Below are 20,322 nucleotides of genomic sequence, written 5' to 3'. Positions count from 1 at the left end.
CCAGTCCATCGGCGCCGACCTCACCTACGCCTGGCCCACCAACGAGATCGCCGTGATGGGCGCCGAGGGCGCCGCCAACGTCATCTTCCGCCGCCAGATCGCCGACGCGGAGGACCCCGAGGCCACGCGGGCCCGCATGGTCAAGGAGTACAAGGCCGAGCTGATGCACCCCTACTACGCGGCCGAGCGCGGCCTCGTGGACGACGTCATCGACCCCGCCGAGACCCGCGAGGTCCTCATCGGTTCCCTGGCGATGCTCCAGACCAAGCACGCCGACCTGCCCTCCCGCAAGCACGGCAACCCGCCGCAGTGATCCGAGGAGCCACTCCCATGTCCACTCCCGACATCCGCGTCGAGAAGGGCCACGCCGGGCCCGAGGAAGTCGCCGCCATCACGGCCCTCCTGCTGGCCCGTGCGGCCGCCCGCCCCGCCGAGATCGCCTCGCCCCACGGCGGCGGCCGCGTCCGCGCGGGCTGGCGCCGCCTGGAGCGCGAGCCGGGCTTCCGCGCCCCGCACAGCTGGCGCTGACCACGACGAAGAGGCCCCCTCCACCAGGAGGGGGCCTCTTCGCGTGTCCTCTGCTCAACGTCCTCAGGGACGACTCCCCCAGGGGCGCGGGGAACTGGGCGACCAGCCACGGAGCATCCGCATCCGGCGACGAGACAGCCCCCCGCAGCCCGGTGGCCGCAGGGGGCGTGTCGCAACCCGGCGCAACGGGGCGCCGCCCGCGCTTACTCGTGCCGCCCCTGGGGGCACCTCCCAGGTCCTTGAGGCACGGGTGCCCGCAGGCCTGGGCGGAGCGCTAGCGCAGGCGGGCCATCAGGGCGTGCTCCACGAGAGTGATCAGCGTCGACTTCGCGTCGGCCCGGTGGCGTGCGTCCGTCGTGATGATCGGCGTGTCGGGGCCGATCTGCAGCGCCTCCCGGACCTCGTCCGGGTTGTACGGCTGCTGCCCGTCGAAGCCGTTCAGGGCGATGACGAACGGCAGGCCGCTGTTCTCGAAGTAGTCGACGGCCGGGAAGCAGTCGGCCAGGCGCCTCGTGTCGACCAGCACGACCGCGCCGATGGCGCCGCGCACCAGGTCGTCCCACATGAACCAGAAGCGGTCCTGACCGGGCGTGCCGAACAGGTAGAGGATCAGGTCCTGGTCGAGCGTGATGCGGCCGAAGTCCATGGCGACCGTCGTGGTCGTCTTGTCCCCGGTGTGGGTGAGGTCGTCGATACCCGCGGACGCGGACGTCATCACGGCCTCTGTGCGCAGCGGGTTGATCTCCGAGACGGCGCCGACGAACGTGGTCTTGCCCACGCCGAAACCGCCCGCCACCACGATCTTCGCGGACGTGGTGGAGCGGGAAGGCCCTCCGCTAGAGCTTGCGAAGTCCACTGAGCACCCTTTCGAGCAGTGTCACGTCTGGCTGGCCGCCGGCGTTCTCGTCGCCGCCGGGCTGATGGATGGCGACCAGGCCCGCCTCCGCCAAGTCGGCGACGAGGATCCTGGCCACGCCGAGAGGGATCGTCAGCAGGGCCGAGATCTCGGCCACCGACTTGATCTCCCGGCAGAGGTTGCAGATCCGCTGATGCTCGGGCAGCTGGCCCTGCATCTGGTGCGGCTGCGCGGTGGTGTGCACCAGTGCCTCGATGGCGAGCTGGTACCGCGGCCTGGTGCGGCCGCCCGTCATGGCGTACGGACGCACCAGAGGGTTGTTCGACGCCCCCGCGGGCGCCGGCTCAGGGGTGCGGCGCTGCGGCTGCACGGGCTGGATGCGCGGACCGTGCGGCTGTTCGTACGGCGAAGGACCGGGGCCCTGCGGTACGTACGGCTGCCGGTGGCTCGGCGCGGAGGGAAAGCCGTATCCGTTCGCCGAGCCGTCGTTCTGCCCCTGTGCAGGGCCGTACGACCAGTTGCCCGCAGACGGACCACCTGGGGGTGTTGCCACTTTCTCCTCCTCCGACTGTGCCTGGCATCCAACACTGGGAAGCCGCGTCCCGAAACTTTACGGCCACGGGACGCCAAAACGCACCGTCTGTCCTTCAGTTGAGAAGGCTCCCCTGGAGCTCGGCACGCAGATCCGGGGTCAGGACCGTGCCGGCACGGTCCACCAGAAGGGCCATCTCGTACCCAATGAGGCCGATGTCCGCCTCCGGGTGGGCGAGGACCGCGAGCGAGGAACCGTCGGAGATGGACATGATGAAGAGGAATCCCCGCTCCATCTCCACAACCGTCTGGTTCACGCTGCCGCCCTCGAAGATGCGCGAGGCGCCGGCGGTCAGCGAGGTCAGACCGGAGGCGACGGCCGCGAGCTGGTCGGCGCGGTCGCGCGGGAACCCTTCGGACATCGCCAGAAGGAGTCCGTCGGCGGAGACCACCACCGTGTGGGACACCCCCGGGGTGTTGTCCACGAAGTTGGTGATCAACCAGTTCAGGTTCTGTGCCGCCTGGCTCATCGGGCTCACACTAACGCTCCTGGTTGTAGGTGCTGTCAGGACCACGGTGTTCATTCCTTGTGTCCTGGCCGTTCGTTTCACTGCCTGCGGTGCGGCCCCGTTCGACGCCGCGCCGCAGGTTGCTCAGCCTGCCCCGGACGTCCTCCGGGGCGCGGGAGACCTGCGGGCCCCCCTGGGGAGTGGATTCGGCGGCGCCCTCGACCAGGTTGGCCTTGGGGACCCGCCGCGGCAGACCGGAGGAGGTCACTCCGCCCGCCTTGGGCTTGCGCAGCTGTGAGGCCTGCTGCCAGCGCTCGTCGTTGGCCGAGCGCCAGTCGCCGGAGCCGCCCGCCGCCGGAGCCGGTGCCTCCTGGTCCACGCGCCTCGCGTCGTCCGGGCCGCCCGCGGAGGAACCGCGGCGCGGAAGGCCGGCGTCGGTGAGGTCGTGGGCGGCGGAGGAAGCCGGACCCGGACGGTCGAAGCCTACGCGGTCCGCGTCGGCCACGTCAGCGGCCTGCGCGGACTCGGCCCCGGGAGCATCCGCAGCGTACTGGTCCTGGTAGCCGTTCTGGTAACCGTCCTGCTGGGGCCAGTCGTCCTGGTGACGCCGCTGCTCGAAGGCCGAGTAGGTCTCCTGGGCGCCGGATCCGGCCGGCTGGTGCCCGTTCGGGCCCGGCTCCGCGTAACCGCCGTTCGGCGCGTAGCCGTCGCCCTGGGGCAGGCCGCCGTTCGGCGCGTAGTACTGCTCCTCGTACGACGCCTGCTGCGGCTCCGCGTACGCCTGCTGCTGGTCGGCGTAGGCCGACTGCTGGCCGTACGTGCCGGTCGGCTGCTCCTGGTACCCGCCCTGGCCCTGGCCGTAGACCGGCTGCTGCCCGGTGAACTGGTCCTGGTAGCCGGCCGTCTCCGCGCTCTCGTGGCCGTCGGGGTCCGCCGGGCCGGGCAGCTCGGGCTGCGCCTGGGCCTCCAGGGCCGCACGGCGCTCCTCGCGCATCAGGGAGCGGCCGACGGGGTCGAGCTCGCGGATGTCGTCGGGGACCTCGGTGTAGCGGCTGTCGTCGAAGCCCAGCTCCGCGGCGGTCCGCATGGGCTGGCCGACCTGGCCGAAACCCTCGGTCTGGAAGTTCTGCTCGGGGATGATCTGCGAGACGGTGAACTCGTCGCGCTGCACCTGCTGCTCGCCGCCACCGCCGTGCGTGATGGCGTCCGGCAGCATGACCAGCGAGGTGGTGCCCGCCTGCTCGCCGGAGGGCCGCAGCTGGACGCGGATGCCGTGCCGGTCGGACAGCCGGCCGACCACGAACAGGCCCATGCGCTGGGAGATCGCGGCGTCCACGGTCGGCGGGTTGGCCAGCTTGTGGTTGATGTCCGCGAAGTCCTCGGCGGTCAGGCCGATGCCCTTGTCGTGGATCTCGACCATCACGCGGCCGTCGGGCAGCCGGGTCGCGGTGACGCGGACCTTGGTCTGGGGCGAGGAGAACGTGGTGGCGTTCTCGAGGAGCTCGGCGAGCAGGTGCACGAGGTCGGTCACGGCCCGGCCGTGGATCTCGGCCTCCGGGACGCCCTGCAGCTCGATGCGCTCGTACTGCTCCACCTCGGAGGAGGCGGCGCGCAGCACGTCCACCAGCGGGACCGGCTGGTCCCAGCGGCGGCCGGGCTCCTCGCCGGCGAGGACCAGGAGGTTCTCGCCGTTGCGGCGCATGCGGGTGGCGAGGTGGTCCAGCCGGAAGAGGTTCTCCAGCTGGTCGGGGTCGGCCTCGTTGTTCTCCAGATCGGTGATCAGGCTCAGCTGGCCCTCGATCAGCGACTGGTTGCGGCGCGAGAGGTTGGTGAAGATCGCGTTGATGTTGCCCCGCAGCAGGGCCTGCTCGGAGGCGAGCCGGACCGCCTCGCGGTGCACCTGGTCGAAGGCGCGGGCGACTTCGCCGATCTCGTCGGTCGAGCTGATCGGGATCGGGGCCACCCGGGTGTCGACCCGGCCGGGGTCGGTGCGGGAGAGCTGGTCGACCAGCATCGGCAGCCGCTGCTCGGCGATGCCGAAGGCGGCGTTGCGCAGCTGGCGCATGGAGCGGCTCATCTGGCGGGCCACCATGCCGGCCAGGATGAACGCGGCGAGCAGCGCGATCACGACCACGGCGCCGGTGATGTAGGCGTCCTGCTCGGCGTCTTCGGCGATGGCGGAGGCCTCGGCCACCGCCTTGTCGGCCAGGTCCGACTCGATCTTGCTGTAGGCGTCGAACTTGAGGGTGTTGACCGCCCACCAGTTCTCCGGGGTGATGCCCTGCCCGGCCAGCTCGGCGCGGGCACCGGCGTCCGTGGAGTCCAGTCCGGCCAGCTCGGAGATCATGGTGGTCGGGTTGGCCGGCGGCGGCACGTAGTCCGGGTCCTTGGCCTTGGCCTCCTTGGCCATGGCCGCGCCGTCCTCCTTGAGCTTCGCCTCGGCGTCCTCGAGCTTCTGCGCGTCCGCCTCGGTGCCGCCGCCGATGTACTCCTCGACGGCGATGCGCTCGAGGTAGGCGTACGAGGAGAGGGCGACGCGCTGGCTGGCCAGGTGGCCCGGCTCCGGACCCGGCTTGACCAGCATGTGCATGCCGATGGAGCGCTCCAGCGAGAGCGCGGCCTTGGTCAGGGAGATCGCGTAGACGGTACGGCCGTAGGAGGTGATGTTGCCGGTGCCCAGACCGAGCTCGTTGGCGAACTCCATCAGGGGGTGGGCGATCCCGGTGTAGCCCTCCTCGGTCTCCACGCCCTTGAGCTTGGAGGTGTAGGCGGTCGCGCGCAGCGTCTGGAGCTTGGGCTCCTGCTCGCGGAAGACCTTCAGCCGGCGTTCCAGACCGGCCTTGCCCGGCATGTCCTGCGCGGCCTCGTCGAAGGCGTCGGCGGCCTCGTCGGTGGCCCGGCGGGCCTTGGCGACGGTCTCGTCCTTCTCGCCCTTGCCCTGGAGCAGCGGCGCGGCGGTGAGGTCGCGCTCGTTGTAGAGGGCGTTGGCGTAGCCGAGGGAGGCGCGCACCAGGCGCGCGGTGTTCCTGGCGTCCTTGGCGTCCTGCCAGGTGTCGATCGAGCTCTTCACCTGGAAGCCGCCCATGACGAGGCCGACCAGCACGGGTATGAGCAGGATCGCGTTCAGCCGGGTGGTCACCCGCCAGTTGCGCGGGGAGAGACGGCCGCCGCTCGCAGTGGGTGCGGCCGTGGGCTTCGACGCGGGCGCGGGGGCGGGTGCCGCTGCGCGCTGCGGCGGGGTGAAGTTGCCCCGGGCCGATGGCTCGGGACTGTTCTTGCTTCGCCTCACTCGACCAACAACCTCTCGGCGGTCGGCACCTACGTCGTGCCGCTGTGTATCAGCGCCCAGTTCGCCGTCGTGCACGTGCTACTGATGAGTACGTCTTTGACCATGGGCAGTTCTCGCATTCCAGCACGACGGCCTGCGCTCTTCCAAACAGTGGAACGAGGGGGGCACACGTGAGGTAAGCCCCAGATAAAACGGTCATAAAGAGCGAGGCCCGTCAAAAGACGGGACGTTCGTGCGCGCAGCGACACCGATCGACCGCGAGCTGTGGCGGTACCACCCGATTCCTCTGCCGAAACGTTATGAACACCGGAGTCGACCGTGTCGAAGGACACAGCCGGCTCCGGTGCGCCCACGGCAACTGCCGTGGCTTCTTGTCGACTTGGATCTTCTCGGCCGCGGGACCTACCTCAGCCGTGCCATCAGCGCGTGCTCCACCAGTGTGATCAGCGCGCTCTTGGCGTCGGCCCGGTGCCGGGCGTCGGTGGTGATGATCGGCGTGTCGGGGCCGATCTGCAGCGCCTCGCGCACCTCGTCCGGGGTGTACGGCTGCTGCCCGTCGAAGCCGTTGAGCGCGACGACGAACGGCAGGCCGCTGTTCTCGAAGTAGTCGACGGCCGGGAAGCAGTCGGCCAGCCGGCGGGTGTCGCACAGGACGACGGCGCCGATGGCGCCGCGCACCAGGTCGTCCCACATGAACCAGAAGCGGTCCTGACCGGGCGTGCCGAACAGGTAGAGGATCAGGTCCTGGTCGAGCGTGATGCGGCCGAAGTCCATGGCGACCGTCGTGGTCGTCTTGCCCCCGGTGTGCGTGAGGTCGTCGATCCCGGCGCTGGCGGAGGTCATCACGGCCTCGGTGCGCAGCGGGTTGATCTCCGAGACGGCGCCCACGAACGTGGTCTTGCCCACGCCGAAGCCACCGGCCACCACGATCTTCGCGGAGGTGGTCGCCCGGCCTCCGTCAGAGCTTGCGAAGTCCACTGAGCACCCTTTCGAGCAGTGTCACGTCCGGCGCGCCGCCGTTGTTCTCGTCGCCGCCCGGCTGGTGGACGGCGACGAGCCCGGCCTCGGCGAGGTCCGCGACCAGGATCCTGGCCACACCCAGCGGCATGGCCAGCAGTGCCGACACCTCCGCCACCGACTTCACCTCGCGGCACAGGTGGCAGATGCGCTGGTGCTCGGGCAGCAGCCCCATGAGCACTGCGGGGTCGGCCGTGGTGCTGATCAGCGCCTCGATGGCGAGCTGGTAGCGCGGCCTCGTCCGGCCGCCGGTCATCGCGTACGGACGTACCAGCGGCTGGTCGCCCTCGTCCTCGTACGGCTCCGCGTACGGATCATGAGAGGCGGTGGGCGGGGTCATGGATCCTCCGGGCGGGACAGCAGGTCGGTCAGTCGTGCCGTCTGACGGGGCCGGTGGGGGGATTGTGGCGGCCGGACGGTGATTTGGTGAGACGGGTGGTGCCGGGGCCGATCAGTGAAGCAGACTGCCTTGCAGTTCGGCGCGCAGGTCCGGGGTGAGGACCGCGCCCGCGCGGTCGACCAGCAGCGCCATCTCGTAGCCGACGAGGCCGATGTCGCACTCCGGGTGCGCGAGAACGGCCAGGGACGAGCCGTCCGAGACGGACATGAGGAAGAGGAACCCGCGTTCCATCTCCACGACCGTCTGGGCCACGCTGCCGCCCTCGAAGATCCGGGACGCTCCGGCGGTCAGCGAGGTCAGCCCCGAGGCGACCGCCGCGAGCTGGTCGGCGCGGTCGCGCGGGAAGCCTTCCGACATCGCCAGAAGGAGTCCGTCGGCGGACACGACGACGGTGTGGGACACCCCCGGGGTGTTGTCCACGAAATTCGTGATCAACCAGTTGAGGTTCTGTGCCGCCTGGCTCATCGGGCTCAACTAACGCTCCTGCTGGTGAGTGGGCCGCGGATAGCTGCCGGTCTGGTTGGTACCGGCCTGACGGCCCTGTGCGATCCCCCGACGGAGATTGGTCAGCCGGCCGCGCACGTCGTCGGGCGCGCGCGAGACCTGCGGACCGTTCTGGTGCTGTTGCTGCTGAGCCGTGCCCGGGACGAGGTTGGCCCGGGGCACCCGGCGGGGCAGGCCGGAGGTGGTGACACCGCCGGCCGCGGGCTGCCGGACGCGTTCGGCCTGCCGGACGAGATCGTCGTTCGGCGAGCTGCGCCAGGCGGAGCCGGCGGGCCGCTGGGGGGCCGCCGGGGTCTGGGTCTGGGCCTGCGGTTCCGGGGCGGGCGTGGGCGCGGGGGCGTGGTTCTCCGCCCGCTCCTGGCGCTCGCCGTGGAACCAGTTGGTCTCCAGAGTGTCGTACAGCGGCGTGCGTCCGTCGCCGGGACCGGAGGCGGGCGGCAGGGCCCATCCGTCGGCCGGCCGCTGCTGGGCCGGGGCCGCGTGCCCGGGCTCCTGCTGCGCGGGACGCTCCTGCTGGGCGGGGTGCTGCTGCGGGGCCGGCGGACGCGGGGCGCCGAAGTCGTCGCCCGCGCGGGCGACGTCGGCCTGCGGACGCTCGAACTGGCCGGTGACGGCCGGGTCCTGCCGGTCCGGCAGGCGGTGCTGCCCGGTCGAGCCGTCGCCGTACGCCTGGGCGCCGGGGAACCGGCCGGTCGTGGCCGGGTCGTTCGGCCCCTGGTGGCCGGGCTGCGCGCCGTACACGTCCGGACGGACGAACGGCCCGCCCTCGTGCTGCGGGGCGGCCGGCCCGGGCTGCGCGAACTGGTCGCCCTGCGGGGCGTTCACGCCGTCGTGGCCGTACGGGGCCGCGGCGGGCCGGTCGAAGCGGCCCGTGGTCTGCGCGTCGTCCCGGCGCGGGGCCGGGGCGTCGAAGTCCGGGCGGGCGAACTCCGCCGTGGTGCCCGGGCCCTGCGGCTCGTCGTGCCGCGGGATCACCGGTATCTCGGCGGTCGCGCCGGGACCCTGATGGTCACCGAAGCGCGACGCCCGGTCCGTCCGGGACGGGTCCGGCTCCTCGTGGCCGCGCGGGGTGTCCAGCGAGGCACGGGGCACGGGCGGCTGCGCGTTCTCGTCGCTCCAGCTGGGCACGCGCGGCTGCGGGTCGCCGCCGGGCAGCTCGGCCCGCGGGCCGCCGCGCGGCGGCAGCTGCGGACGACGGCCCTGCTCGGCGTCGCCGTTGCCCTTGTTCTTGCGCTTGCCGCGCTGCGGCGGCACCGGGGCACGGCCGCCGAAGGCGTCCTGGCCCTGCGGGGCGTTCATGCCCGCGGCCTGCAGACCCTGCGGAGCGCCGGGCGCCTGACCGGCACCCGCGCCGGCCGGGGCCGGGCGGCCCTGCTGGTCCGGTCCCGCGGGGCCCTGGGGTCCGCGCGCGCCGCCGGGCGCACCCGGACGGCCGCCGTTGTCCCGGCCGGGAAGCGCGGCCCGCGGTCCCTGACCCGCGGCGAGCCGGCCACCGGCCTGCGCACCGCCGCCGAGGGCACCGCCGCCACCGCCGAAGGCACCACCACCGCCGAAGGCGCCGCCGCCCTGGCCGAGCGCGCCGCCGCCCTGCCCGCCGCGCCGCGCGGCCGCGGCGCCCGCCGCGGCCTGGGCCGCGGCCGGACCGCCGCCGCCCGTGCCCGGCTGGCCCGGCTTGGGCTGCGGCTTGCGGCCGCCCTGGGCGACGTCGACGGGCAGCATGACCAGTGCGGTCGTACCACCGGAGTCGGACGGACGCAGCTGGATGCGGATGCCGTGGCGCTGCGAGAGGCGGCCGACCACGAACAGACCCATGCGGCGGGAGACCGAGACGTCCACGGTCGGCGGCGAGGCGAGCCGCTCGTTGATCGCCGCGAGGTCCTCGGGGGAGAGGCCGATGCCGGTGTCGTGGATCTCGATCAGGACGCGGCCGTCGGGCAGCGCGTGACCGGTGACCTTGACCTTCGTCTGCGGCGAGGAGAAGGAGGTCGCGTTCTCGAGCAGCTCGGCGAGCAGGTGCACGAGGTCGTTGACCACGCGGCCGGCGACCTCGGTGGTCGGCACGGAGGCCAGCTCGATGCGCTCGTACTGCTCCACCTCGGACGCGGCGGCGCGGAGCACGTCGACCAGCGGGACCGGGCGGGTCCAGCGGCGGCCGGGCTCCTCACCGGCGAGGACGAGGAGGTTCTCGCCGTTACGGCGCATGCGCGTCGCGAGGTGGTCGAGCTTGAACAGCGAGGACAGCTGGTCCGGGTCGGCCTCGCGCGACTCCAGTTCGGAGATGAGCGAGAGCTGACGCTGGATGAGGCCCTGGGAACGGCGCGAGAGGTTGGTGAACATCGCGTTGACGTTGCCCCGCAGCAGGGCCTGCTCGGCGGCGAGGCGGACCGCCTCGCGGTGCACGTCGTCGAAGGCCGCGGCCACCCGGCCGATCTCGTCCCGGGAGTGCACACCGACCGACTCGACCGAGGTGTCCACGTCCTGCGGGTCGGTCTCGGACAGCTGCTTGACCAGCTCGGGCAGGCGGTCCTGGGCGACCTTGGTCGCGGTCTCCTCCAGGCGGCGCAGCGAGCGGATCATGGACCGGGCCACGACGAACGCGCCGACCAGCGAGACACCGAGCACGAGCAGGATGAGCACACCGGAGACGATCGCCTCCTGTTCGGACTCGCTGCGCAGCTCGCGGGCCTTCTGCTCCATGTCCTCCAGCAGGCGCAGCTCGATGTTCTTCATCTGCTGGATCTTGGTGGAACTGTCGTCCAGCCAGTCCTGGTACGACCGTTCGTCCAGGTCGGCCAGGCCGTTGATCCGGCTGAAGGCACGGCCGGCGTACTCGTCGGACGACTCGATCACCGGGTTGCCCTGGGAGATCGGCTTGAGGAGGTCCTCGGCGCCGTCGCCGTAGATGCTGCTGAAGCTGCGGAGCTCGGACGTCTGGCTCTGCAGCGCGGACTGCGCGTAGAGCCGGTCGTTCTCGGAGAGCTCGCCCTTGCTGGTGTTGCTCGCCGGAAGGGCCGCCGCGAGGACCGCACGCTGGATGGACGCGTACTCCTTGGCCGAGGAGAAGGCGGCCAGGGCGCGCGTGCGCTGGATCATCTCGGGGTTGCTGGTCGCCTCCGCCATGTCCTGCGAGAGGTCGAGCAGGTTGGTGATCAGGCGGTGGTACGCCTCGACGGTCTGCGTCGAGTTCTTCTTGGACGTGTACGCGGTGTTGCGGATCTTGTTCAGGTCGTTCAGATCGCTCGCGAGGCCGACGAGGCTGTCGCGGACACCGACGAGGTTGCCGTCCTTGCTGGCGGCGTCGATCTCCTCGGACTGGTCGAGGAAGTTCTTCAGCGCCCGGTCGGTCTTCTCCCGGTCGCCCTTGACGGCGATCGCGCTGGACGTCGAGCCGTGCGCCAGGGGACCGGCGGACTGGTCGCGCTCCTCCTGGAGCGCGGCGGCCAGCTCGGTGGCCTGCTTGGTCATCTCCGTCAGCAGCTTCATGTTGTCGAGCTGCTGGATGCTGTCCATCGACTCGTTGATGCGCAGCGCGCCCAGCGAGGTGGCCGCGACCACCGGGAGGGCGAGCAGCGACACGAGGCGGGTGGAGATCCGCCAGTTGCGCAGGGCGATGCGCGGGCCCGGGCCGGTCGGGCCCGTGGCCGGCTTCGCGGGCGGCTTCTGGCCGGGAGCCGACGGATCCGCTCCCTGGCCGGGGAGCCCGGAGCGGTCGGCGCTGCCGTCGGCCCGGGCCTGACCCGGGTTCTGGGCGTGCTGGGGCGAGGAGCCGACGGCCCTGGGGCCATTCCCGCCGTGCGGCTCCGGCTCCGCCGAAGCGCTGCCATCCCTCTTGAAACGTCCCTGCACTAGCGTCGCAACCTCTGGACCAGGCACCCGGCCGCGTGAACGGCTGAGCACGGTGTCGGCGTCATAGGGGCGCCCTGAATTACGCCCCCGTGGTGGTCGTGAGTGACCGGCGCTGGTTCCCCCTTCGTGCCGCCGCTCGGCGCTGTGGTGCGCCCCCTGTGCGTCGGCTCGATCCTGCGGCGGTCCGTGGAATTCCAGCACAGTGCAGGATCTCCAACAAGGCCCGTGGGTCAGGCCGGGGCAGAGATGACAGCACGTGAGGAGCGGCTCACGGGCGGTAGAAAACGATCACCCGCAAAGCGGACGTATGCCCTCGTTTCGCTGATGGGCAAGCGGTGTCCCAGTAGACATGATCAGGAGCGGAATGATCGCTTCGAGTGGGCAATGTCGGTTTCGTCTGGGTGCGGCGCCAGTCGGAATTGCCTGATTTGCCCCTTGATAAGTGAGCAAACTCACACAGCGTTCACCGGCTCTCCCCGGGTTCGCGGGGAATTGCATGTTTAGCCTGACGCTTTACAGAGAAGGCAAAACCGACAACCCGCGCCCCCGCAGGGGTCACTTGCCCCTGCCGGCGCCCGCACACGACAGGGTTCGCACAACCGTGAAGACGACGATGATGTTCCACAAGATCGCCAACCCGCGGCGCACGACGCTGGCGCACCTCGACGGCGCCGACGAACTGCGGACGCCGGAACAGCCGGAGCACGCCGTCGAGCTCCCCGCCCAGACCGCCAACCCCCGGCGCACGGTCCTCATGGAGATCCCCGTCGCGGCCTCCGCCGCAGAGTAGTACGACGCCCGGCCGCGCGGCCTTCCGGCCGGCCGGCCGGACACGGGCCCACGGGCGTCCGCGCACGCAGCTCGGCGAAGAGCCGGAGAGCCACGGCGAGCAATGCGCGAGGCGCCCGCCCCCTGCCGCGTTAGCCTGGAGCGTCAGACTCCAGCCAGCTCAGTCAAGGGGCCACACAACCCGTGCGCATCGCCAGGTTCTCCATCGACGGGAACGTCGCCTTCGGCGCGGTCGAGGGCGACCAGCCGGACGAGCTCGTCCTCGACATCATCAAGGGCATCCCCTTCGCGGACTTCGAGCTCTCCGGCACCAAGGTGCCGCTGAGCAAGGTGCGGCTGCTGCCGCCGGTGCTCCCCAACAAGGTCGTGGCCTTCGGCCGCAACTACGCGGAGCACGCCCGCGAACTCGGCAACGAGGTGCCCGACGCCCCGTTCGCCTTCTTCAAGCCGTCCACCTCGGTCGTCGGCCCCGGGGACCCGATCCAGTACCCCTCCTTCTCCGAGGAACTGCACCACGAGGCCGAGCTCGCCGTCGTCATCGGCCGCATGTGCCGCGAGGTCCCGCGCGAGCGCGTCAAGGACGTCATCCTCGGCTACACCTGCGCCAACGACGTCACCGCCCGCGACGTGCAGCGCCGCGAGAAGCAGTGGGCCCGCGCCAAGGGCTTCGACTCCTCCTGCCCGCTGGGTCCCTGGGTGGAGACGGACCTCGACCCGGACGACCTCACGATCCAGCTCACGGTCAACGGCGCCCAGCGCCAGCTCGGCCGCACCAGCGAGATGATCCACCCCATCGCGGACCTGATCGCCAACATCTCCGAGGCCATGACGCTGCTGCCCGGCGACGTGATCCTCACGGGCACCCCGGCCGGAGTCGGCCCCCTCAACGTCGGCGACGAAGTCGCCGTCACCATCGAAGGCATCGGCACTCTCACCAACAAGGTTGTCAAGCGTGGCTAGCGCACCCGGCTCCCCCGTACGCGTCCGATTCTGTCCGTCCCCGACCGGCAACCCCCACGTGGGCCTGGTCCGCACCGCCCTGTTCAACTGGGCGTTCGCCAAGCACCACCAGGGCACGCTGGTCTTCCGCATCGAGGACACCGACGCGGCCCGCGACTCCGAGGAGTCGTACAACCAGCTCCTCGACTCGCTGCGCTGGCTGGGCTTCGACTGGGACGAGGGCCCCGAGGTCGGCGGCCCCCACGCGCCGTACCGCCAGTCGCAGCGGATGGACATCTACCGGGACGTCGCCGAGAAGCTCCTGGACGCCGGCCACGCCTACCACTGCTACTGCTCCCAGGAGGAGCTGGACACCCGCCGCGAGGCCGCCCGCGCCGCCGGCAAGCCCTCCGGCTACGACGGCCACTGCCGCGACCTGAGCGCCGCGCAGGTCGAGGAGTACCGGGCCCAGGGCCGCGAGCCGATCGTCCGCTTCCGGATGCCCGACGAGACGATCACCTTCACCGACCTGGTCCGCGGCGAGATCACCTACCTGCCGGAGAACGTCCCGGACTACGGCATCGTCCGTGCCAACGGCGCGCCGCTCTACACGCTGGTCAACCCGGTCGACGACGCCCTGATGGAGATCACCCACGTCCTGCGCGGCGAGGACCTGCTCTCCTCCACCCCCCGCCAGATCGCCCTGTACAAGGCGCTGATCGAGCTCGGCGTCGCCAAGGAGATCCCCGCCTTCGGCCACCTGCCGTACGTGATGGGCGAGGGCAACAAGAAGCTCTCCAAGCGCGACCCGCAGTCGAGCCTCAACCTCTACCGCGAGCGCGGCTTCCTCCCCGAGGGCCTGCTCAACTACCTCTCCCTGCTCGGCTGGTCGCTCTCCGCCGACCAGGACATCTTCACGATCGACGAGATGGTCGCCGCCTTCGACATCTCCGACGTGAACCCCAACCCGGCCCGCTTCGACCTCAAGAAGTGCGAGGCGATCAACGCCGACCACATCCGCATGCTCGAGGTGAAGGACTTCACCGAGCGCTGCCGCCCCTGGCTGAAGGCCCCCGCCGCCCCCTGGGCGCCCGAGGACTTCGACGAGGCCAAGTGGCAGGCGATCGCGCCGCACGCGCAGACCCGGCTGAAGGTCCTCTCCGAGATCACGGACAACGTCGACTTCCTGTTCCTGCCGGAGCCGGTCTTCGACGAGGCGTCCTGGACCAAGGCCATGAAGGAGGGCAGCGACGCCCTCCTGCGCACGGCCCGCGAGAAGCTGGACGCGGCCGACTGGGCGTCCCCGGACTCCCTGAAGGAGGCCGTCCTGGCCGCCGGCGAGGCCCACGGCCTCAAGCTCGGCAAGGCCCAGGCCCCCGTCCGCGTCGCCGTCACCGGCCGCACGGTCGGCCTGCCCCTCTTCGAGTCCCTGGAGGTCCTGGGCAAGGAGAAGGCGCTGGCCCGCGTCGACGCGGCCCTGGCGAGACTCGCGGCGTAAGGCTCCTCACACAGGGCGGGGCGGCAGCTGCGAAAGCTGCCGCCCCGCCCTGTGTCGCCCTGCGCGCCGCCCGGCTACGGGAGGAGGGGCAGACCGCCGTCCGGTGCGGCTCCGGACTGCTCGGGAGCCGGAGCCCCAGGCTGCCCGGGGATCGCGGTGGCCGGTACGGCGACCGTCTTCGCGGAGCTGGGTCCGAACATCAGACCGGACGACTGCTGGGTCCGCCGGTCCGACACGACGATTCCGCCACGCCACTTGCCCACGGGATCCTGGTAGCGGAACTGGAGCTTCTTCAGCCGCTCGCCGAACTGCTCACGCAACGGCCGGTAGGCGTCGTCGCAGTGCACGTTCCACGTCACGTCGCCGAGATAGGCGTGACAGGCGATGGGGAACAGCAGCGACGAGACCAGAAGGTCCGCGAGCTGGAGCAGCGTGTGCGTGTCACTGTGGCCGAAAACCGGTGACTCGATGACCCCGCGCAGACTGTCACCGCCCGCACGGTACTTACGGGTGGTCACGCAGTGCACATTGGGCGCGTTCTTCACCTTCGTACGGCTGTCGAGCACCATCATGCCGCGCGAGTGCTCATGGGCGAGCTGGGCCTGGAAGGTCTCGTTCAGCGCGGCGATCGAGGCGGGATAGACCCCGGACTCGTCGAACGCCAGCCCCTCCTCCTTGATCCACACCCGGGCGAGGACACGGGTCTCGTGGGCCTCCAGTATGTCGAGCAGCGAGGAGACCAGCTCCATGGCCGCACGTCGCCAGCCGTGATTGCCGGCCCGGAGGTTCTTGCGGACGTCCGCGCCCTTGATCTCGTGCTGGATCACCTCGGAGAGCTGCTCCGCGTTCCGCAACTGGGGCCGGTAGTGCTTCTTGACGTCGAGGAAAGCCCAGGTGAGGGACTTGACGTGGTTCCGGGGCACGGTGAATCCGCCGACGACGAGCACCGGAGGGGCGTCGGGTCTCGCAGGGTCCAGTGTCTGCCCGTTGCCCGCCTCGTCGATGTAGCACAGATGCACCGAACCTCCCGGAAACACGTCTGTGGCCGCCCCCGAAGGGACGGCCACAGGGTCTGCGCAGCCATATGCGCGGTGTTTTGCTTGCTGATCCCGATCGTGCCAAGGCGGCTACGGACGGTCAAGTCGGACGTCACGCACGGTTGACCGGCGGGTCGGGTTTCGGTCAGCCGCGGCGGGCGAGGCCGAGGAAGGCGGCCCAGACGGTCGGTGCGACGGCGAAGCTGCCTTGCTCGGTGTCCTTGGAGTCCCGGACGTGTACGGCGGAGGGGGCGGCGGCGACCTCGACGCAATCGCCGCCCGAACCTCCGCTGTAGCTGCTCTTGACCCAGCGGAGCTGTAGAGCCTTGGACTGCACGGTATTCATAGGTCTCCTTGCAGCGACTTTTCGATGAAGCGCTGAGACTCCTGAGGGGACAGCGCCTGTGCCCGGATGATTCCATACCGGGCGGCGATCCCCCGGACGGTTTCCCGATGGCTGAGAACGCGACCGCTCCCCTGACTCTCCAGGTAGGCCACTTGTTCGCCTCCCTCTGGCACCATGAGGGTGAAGGGACCATCCACACAGGCGTGGTCGATCGTTCGGGTCGGCATCACCTGGATCTCCACGTTGGGGTTCTGCCCAGCCAGGAGCAGATGCTCCAACTGTCCCCGGAGGACGTCCACTCCGCCGATGGGCCGTTGGAGGACTGCTTCCTCCAGCACGAAACTGAGCACAGGTGCGGGTTTGCGGTCGAAGAGCTTGTGTCGTTCAAGCCGCGCCGAGACCATTTGCTCAATCTCGGCTTCGCTCCGTCGCGGACGCCAGACGGTGAACATGGCTCTGGCGTACTCCTCGGTCTGGAGCATGCCGGGCACGATCAGCGGGGCGTACTGATGGAACTCGGCCGCCGTCTCCTCGATCCGGGCCGCGTCCCGGAAGAACGCTGGGTACCGGGTCAGCGCCACGGGCCGCTTCATGACTAGCAGCATGCCTTCGGCTTCCAGCAACTGATCGAGCTTGTCGATGGTGTCGGGCCGTGGAATGCGCCGTCCCTGCTCGATGGCTGCGATCTGCGCCTCGCTATATCCGAGAAGCTGCGCCAAAGCGGCCTGGGTGTGCCCGGCCCGCTCGCGGAGGATCTTGATCTGCCTGCCGAACGACCGCAGCAGCTCATCGGCCGGGTCCTCGCTCCGCCGCGCCACGGCCTGCTCCGGAATCTGCGTCATGGCTTTCCTCCCACACATGGCTCACCACCGACCCCGACAGGGCACCCACCGCAGCCGTACAACGACGCTGTGTGAGGATGTCGTTGCTGGTCAAGGTAAGCGCGCCAGCCCACGCTCGTGGCCATGACGACAGAAACGCACTCTTCTGGGGACACTCACCGACTTCCGCTGCCCGTGCGGGAGTTCCGCATGGCGTTCACCTCGACGCCGCGTGGCGCACGGCTGGCCCGTCGGCTCGCCTCCCACCGTCTCGACGCCTGGGGCCACCCGTACGAGTCCGACCTGAACCGCACGGTGACCCTCATCGTGGGCGAGCTCGCCGCCAACGCGGTGACGCACGGTCGCGTACCCGGTCGTGACTTCAGGCTGTGCCTGTGGCTCGACCTGGCCGCAGGACTCGTACGGGTGGAAGTGACGGACACCCGTGACGACCGCCTGCCACCGCAGTCACCCTCACTGCCGCCCGAGCCGGACGCGGAGTCGGGCCGTGGCCTCTGCCTGGTCTCGGCGCTGGCGAGCCGCTGGGCGGTGATGCCGCGCACAGACGGAGGCCCGGGCAAAACGGTGCGCGCGGAGATCGACATCTGAGGTACCTGGTGGGGCTGGCTCAGGAACTGTAAGCCGGTCGGGCCCGAGGCTGGAGAGTCGTAGGATCCTCTGTGTGATTACGGGCGAGCTGAAGAGCAAGGTGGGGCGCGTCTGGGACGCGTTCTGGTCGGGCGGCATCTCCAATCCGCTGGAGGTGATGGAGCAGATCACGTACCTGCTCTTCATCAAGCGGCTGGACGAGATCCAGACCCGCAAGGACCGCAAGGCGGCCGCGACGGGCAAGCCCGACCCGGACCCCTTCTTCTCGGCCGACCAGCAGGATCTGCGCTGGCAGAACTTCAAGGTCAAGGACCCCGAGATCATGTACGGGATCGTCGCCGACGGCGTCTTCCCGTACCTGCGTCGCATGGGCGGGGACGAGTCGACGTACTCCCACCACATGAAGGACGCCCGCTTCACGATCCCGGGGCCCAACCTGTTGGCGAAGGTCGTCGACCTGCTCGACGACATCTCGATGGACAGCAGCGACACCAAGGGCGACATCTACGAGTACCTGCTCGCGAAGATCGCCTCGGCCGGCCAGAACGGCCAGTTCCGCACGCCGCGCCACATCATCGACCTGATGGTCGAGATGACCCAGCCGGGGCCGCGCGACGAGATCTGCGACCCGGCGTGCGGCACGGCTGGCTTCCTGGTGCAGGCGGCGTCGTACATGCAGCGGGTGCACCGCGAGGTGCTACTCGGCGCCGAGCAGCGCAAACGCTTCAACGAGAAGACCTTCCACGGCTTCGACTTCGACTCCACGATGCTCCGCATCGGCTCGATGAACATGCTGCTGCACGGCATCGAGAGCCCGGACATCCGCTACCGCGACTCACTCGCGGAGAACGCGGCCGGCGAGGCGGAGCGCTACTCCCTGATCCTTGCGAACCCGCCGTTCGCGGGGAGCCTGGACTACGAGTCCACGGCAGTGGACCTCCAGCGCATCGTCAAGACCAAGAAGACGGAACTGCTGTTCCTGGCCCTGTTTCTGCGCCTCTTGAAGCCCGGTGGCCGGGCCGCCGTCATCGTCCCGGACGGTGTGCTGTTCGGCTCGACGAAGGCGCACAAGGAGCTGCGCCGCATCCTGGTGGAGGAGCAGCAACTCCAGGCGGTGGTCAAGCTCCCGAGTGGGGTCTTCAAGCCGTACGCCGGTGTCTCGACGGCGATCCTCTTCTTCACGAAGACCGACTCGGGCGGCACGGACCACGTCTGGTTCTACGACGTGCAGGCGGACGGCCTGAGCCTGGACGACAAGCGCAACCCGCTGCTTCCGGAGGACCGCCTGGGCGTCCGCCCACAGGGCGACCCGCTGACGTCGGACGAACTCCTGAAGAACAACCTCCCGGACGTCCTGACCCGCTGGCAGGAACGCGACGGCACGGAGAGGAACCGAGTGAGGACCGAGCAGAGCTTCTGCGTACCCAAGGCAGACATCGCGGCCCAGGGCTACGACCTCTCCCTGAATCGCTACAAGGAGGTTGTCCACGAGGAGATCGAGACGCGGGCGCCGTCGGAGATCCTTGCAGATTTGGAGCGACTGAACGAGGAGATCTCCAAGGGCACGGCGGAGTTGAAGGGGATGCTGGGATGAGTCGCTGGAAAGAGGTTTACCTGGGGGAAGTGGCGGGAATTTCTCGCTCTGTGGTCGAACCGCGCGATCTTGCTCCGGATACCAGGTACCTGGGATTGGAGCATATTGAGCGTGGAGGACGCATCATCGGCAACTCCACCGTAGAGTCGGAGGGAGTCTCCAGCTCAAAGTTCATGTTCAATGCAGGTGATATTCTCTACGGTAAGCTCCGTCCTTATTTGGGGAAAATTGCCGCACCTGAATTCGCTGGTGTGTGCAGCACTGACATCCTTCCGGTGCGCCCGGGGCGTGATCTGCAAGCAAGGTACCTACTGCACTATTTGAGGCAACCTGGCGTAATCGAGCTTGCTAACTCTCGCGCAACAGGCGCGAATCTTCCACGTCTGGCGCCGAAAGAGCTGGCCAAAATGCGGATCCCTCTCCCGCCCCTTACGGAGCAGGGGCGCATCGCCGCCGTTCTCGACCAGGTGGACACCCTTCGTGCCAAGCGTCGCGAGGCCATCACCCTCCTCGACGACCTCACCCAGTCCATCTTCCTAGACATGTTCGGCGACCCTGCGGCCAACTCGCGGAAGTGGCCGTCGGGGGCGGTATCCGATCTCGTTGCTGGCTTCGAAAGCGGGAAAAGTGTGGCGCCTGGCAGTGATGAGGCATCGCAATTTCGTGTGCTCAAGGTGAGTGCGGTAACGTCCGGAGAATTTCGGGGCCAGGAGAGCAAGCCGCTGCCCGCGCACTGCAAGGTCCCGCCGAATCATCTTGTGCGAAAAGGTGATTTGCTGTTCAGTCGAGCTAACACCGAAGAGCTGATCGGTGCCGTGGCGCTCGTGGAGGAGGAATGCGGAACGCTTGCCCTCCCGGACAAGTTGTGGCGCTTCGTGTGGCCTCGTGAAAGAGGAAGCTACCCTCTGTATGTACGGCATTTGTTCCGGCAGAAAGAATTCCGCCGACAGATTCGTGAGCGTTCGTCCGGAACGAGTGGGTCGATGAAGAACATCTCGCAGTCAAAAGTTCTCGCAATTCCTTGCGGTATTCCTCCCGAGAGGTTGCAGCAGATGTTTTCCGAGCGTGTCCAGCACATCGACAGGATGCGCTCTGCGCACCGCGCCCACCTAGCAACCCTCGACGAGCTCTTCACCTCCCTCCAGCACCGTGCCTTCTCCGGCACTCTCTGGGATCATGAAGCGACCGGCGAAGCCGCGTAAGCCGCTC

At 69.6% G+C, this 20,322-nt stretch carries 19 protein-coding genes; 8 read left to right on the top strand and 11 right to left on the bottom strand.

Annotated elements, in window-relative coordinates; all coding sequences use genetic code 11:
• Both ACZ4V6_RS28780 and ACZ4V6_RS28775 read left to right on the top strand, forming a co-directional pair.
• On the top strand, positions 1-313 hold a 313-nt coding region (locus tag ACZ4V6_RS28780; RefSeq protein WP_467833132.1), incomplete at its 5' end, for a carboxyl transferase domain-containing protein.
• A 17-nt stretch (positions 314-330) separates the two neighbouring features.
• Positions 331-528, top strand: a complete 198-nt coding sequence (locus ACZ4V6_RS28775; RefSeq protein WP_467833130.1) for an acyl-CoA carboxylase epsilon subunit — start codon at positions 331-333, stop codon at positions 526-528.
• A 274-nt stretch (positions 529-802) separates the two neighbouring features.
• On the opposite strand, the gene ACZ4V6_RS28770 is transcribed toward ACZ4V6_RS28775, so the two are convergent.
• The 8 genes from ACZ4V6_RS28770 to ACZ4V6_RS28735 all read right to left on the bottom strand — a co-directional run bounded on the left by ACZ4V6_RS28770 (position 803) and on the right by ACZ4V6_RS28735 (position 11,480).
• Positions 803-1,384 carry a GTP-binding protein gene (locus ACZ4V6_RS28770; protein ID WP_026243582.1) on the bottom strand — a complete coding sequence of 194 codons (582 nt, stop codon included), beginning with the start codon at positions 1,382-1,384 and terminating at the stop codon, positions 803-805.
• Complete coding sequence (locus tag ACZ4V6_RS28765) at positions 1,365-1,937, bottom strand: DUF742 domain-containing protein (RefSeq protein WP_467833125.1); 573 nt, start codon at positions 1,935-1,937, stop codon at positions 1,365-1,367. The genes ACZ4V6_RS28770 and ACZ4V6_RS28765 overlap by 20 nt, the downstream gene beginning before the upstream one ends.
• Positions 1,938-2,031: 94 nt before the next feature.
• Complete coding sequence (locus tag ACZ4V6_RS28760) at positions 2,032-2,445, bottom strand: roadblock/LC7 domain-containing protein (protein ID WP_004983065.1); 414 nt, start codon at positions 2,443-2,445, stop codon at positions 2,032-2,034.
• A 10-nt stretch (positions 2,446-2,455) separates the two neighbouring features.
• The gene (locus ACZ4V6_RS28755; protein WP_467833122.1) at positions 2,456-5,713 is read right to left on the bottom strand and encodes a sensor histidine kinase; all 3,258 of its coding nucleotides are present in this window, start codon (positions 5,711-5,713) and stop codon (positions 2,456-2,458) included.
• A 402-nt stretch (positions 5,714-6,115) separates the two neighbouring features.
• On the bottom strand, positions 6,116-6,691 hold the full coding sequence (locus ACZ4V6_RS28750; protein ID WP_403522441.1) for a GTP-binding protein: 576 nt from the start codon (positions 6,689-6,691) through the stop codon (positions 6,116-6,118).
• Positions 6,672-7,070: a DUF742 domain-containing protein gene (locus tag ACZ4V6_RS28745; protein ID WP_077801851.1), complete on the bottom strand. Its 399-nt coding sequence runs from the start codon at positions 7,068-7,070 to the stop codon at positions 6,672-6,674. The genes ACZ4V6_RS28750 and ACZ4V6_RS28745 overlap by 20 nt, the downstream gene beginning before the upstream one ends.
• A gap of 111 nt (positions 7,071-7,181) precedes the next feature.
• Positions 7,182-7,595: a roadblock/LC7 domain-containing protein gene (locus ACZ4V6_RS28740; protein WP_003993189.1), complete on the bottom strand. Its 414-nt coding sequence runs from the start codon at positions 7,593-7,595 to the stop codon at positions 7,182-7,184.
• 9 nt (positions 7,596-7,604) lie between these two features.
• Complete coding sequence (locus ACZ4V6_RS28735; RefSeq protein WP_467833117.1) at positions 7,605-11,480, bottom strand: sensor histidine kinase; 3,876 nt, start codon at positions 11,478-11,480, stop codon at positions 7,605-7,607.
• A 601-nt stretch (positions 11,481-12,081) separates the two neighbouring features.
• Between ACZ4V6_RS28735 and ACZ4V6_RS28730 the strand changes: the two genes are divergently transcribed.
• From ACZ4V6_RS28730 to gltX, 3 genes are all read left to right on the top strand, one after another.
• Entirely contained in the window at positions 12,082-12,270 is a 189-nt protein-coding gene (locus ACZ4V6_RS28730) for a hypothetical protein (RefSeq protein WP_467833114.1), read from the top strand.
• Between the two features lie 182 nt (positions 12,271-12,452).
• A complete protein-coding gene (locus tag ACZ4V6_RS28725) occupies positions 12,453-13,229 on the top strand; it encodes a fumarylacetoacetate hydrolase family protein (RefSeq protein WP_467833111.1) in 777 nt (258 codons plus the stop codon).
• A complete protein-coding gene (gene gltX / locus ACZ4V6_RS28720) occupies positions 13,222-14,706 on the top strand; it encodes a glutamate--tRNA ligase (RefSeq protein WP_467833108.1) in 1,485 nt (494 codons plus the stop codon). The genes ACZ4V6_RS28725 and gltX overlap by 8 nt, the downstream gene beginning before the upstream one ends.
• A gap of 74 nt (positions 14,707-14,780) precedes the next feature.
• Here gltX and ACZ4V6_RS28715 read toward each other — a convergent pair whose 3' ends face one another.
• The 3 genes from ACZ4V6_RS28715 to ACZ4V6_RS28705 all read right to left on the bottom strand — a co-directional run bounded on the left by ACZ4V6_RS28715 (position 14,781) and on the right by ACZ4V6_RS28705 (position 16,931).
• Complete coding sequence (locus ACZ4V6_RS28715; RefSeq protein ID WP_467833106.1) at positions 14,781-15,725, bottom strand: DUF3800 domain-containing protein; 945 nt, start codon at positions 15,723-15,725, stop codon at positions 14,781-14,783.
• Between the two features lie 163 nt (positions 15,726-15,888).
• Positions 15,889-16,089, bottom strand: coding sequence for a DUF397 domain-containing protein (locus ACZ4V6_RS28710; RefSeq protein WP_467833104.1), 201 nt, complete (start codon positions 16,087-16,089; stop codon positions 15,889-15,891).
• Entirely contained in the window at positions 16,086-16,931 is an 846-nt protein-coding gene (locus tag ACZ4V6_RS28705) for a helix-turn-helix domain-containing protein (protein WP_467833101.1), read from the bottom strand. The genes ACZ4V6_RS28710 and ACZ4V6_RS28705 overlap by 4 nt, the downstream gene beginning before the upstream one ends.
• Positions 16,932-17,120: 189 nt before the next feature.
• Here ACZ4V6_RS28705 and ACZ4V6_RS28700 point away from each other — a divergent pair, with 189 nt between their 5' ends.
• The 3 genes from ACZ4V6_RS28700 (at position 17,121) to ACZ4V6_RS28690 (ending at position 20,315) form a co-directional block, all read left to right on the top strand.
• Positions 17,121-17,519 (top strand): ATP-binding protein, encoded by a 399-nt coding sequence (locus ACZ4V6_RS28700; protein ID WP_467833098.1) that lies wholly within the window; start codon positions 17,121-17,123, stop codon positions 17,517-17,519.
• 73 nt (positions 17,520-17,592) lie between these two features.
• Entirely contained in the window at positions 17,593-19,113 is a 1,521-nt protein-coding gene (locus ACZ4V6_RS28695) for a type I restriction-modification system subunit M (protein ID WP_467833096.1), read from the top strand.
• Positions 19,110-20,315: a restriction endonuclease subunit S gene (locus ACZ4V6_RS28690; RefSeq protein ID WP_467833095.1), complete on the top strand. Its 1,206-nt coding sequence runs from the start codon at positions 19,110-19,112 to the stop codon at positions 20,313-20,315. Before ACZ4V6_RS28695 ends, ACZ4V6_RS28690 begins: the two co-directional genes overlap by 4 nt.
• Positions 20,316-20,322 lie beyond the last annotated feature (7 nt).

The sequence above is a fragment of the Streptomyces sp. NPDC029152 genome, assembly GCF_055564355.1.
The sequence above is the reverse complement of the archived record's forward strand: the minus strand, read 5'-3'. Positions and strand labels throughout refer to the sequence as shown.

What these genes read in the sequence shown, in the direction of transcription:
- ACZ4V6_RS28740 (WP_003993189.1), bottom strand. Translation starts at nt 7,595, where the DNA reads ATGAGCCAGGCGGCACAGAACCTCAACTGGTTGATCACGAATTTCGTG.
- ACZ4V6_RS28710 (WP_467833104.1), bottom strand. Translation starts at nt 16,089, where the DNA reads ATGAATACCGTGCAGTCCAAGGCTCTACAGCTCCGCTGGGTCAAGAGC.
- ACZ4V6_RS28690 (WP_467833095.1), top strand. Translation starts at nt 19,110, where the DNA reads ATGAGTCGCTGGAAAGAGGTTTACCTGGGGGAAGTGGCGGGAATTTCT.
- ACZ4V6_RS28705 (WP_467833101.1), bottom strand. Translation starts at nt 16,931, where the DNA reads ATGACGCAGATTCCGGAGCAGGCCGTGGCGCGGCGGAGCGAGGACCCG.
- ACZ4V6_RS28760 (WP_004983065.1), bottom strand. Translation starts at nt 2,445, where the DNA reads ATGAGCCAGGCGGCACAGAACCTGAACTGGTTGATCACCAACTTCGTG.
- ACZ4V6_RS28745 (WP_077801851.1), bottom strand. Translation starts at nt 7,070, where the DNA reads ATGACCCCGCCCACCGCCTCTCATGATCCGTACGCGGAGCCGTACGAG.
- ACZ4V6_RS28775 (WP_467833130.1), top strand. Translation starts at nt 331, where the DNA reads ATGTCCACTCCCGACATCCGCGTCGAGAAGGGCCACGCCGGGCCCGAG.
- ACZ4V6_RS28700 (WP_467833098.1), top strand. Translation starts at nt 17,121, where the DNA reads ATGGCGTTCACCTCGACGCCGCGTGGCGCACGGCTGGCCCGTCGGCTC.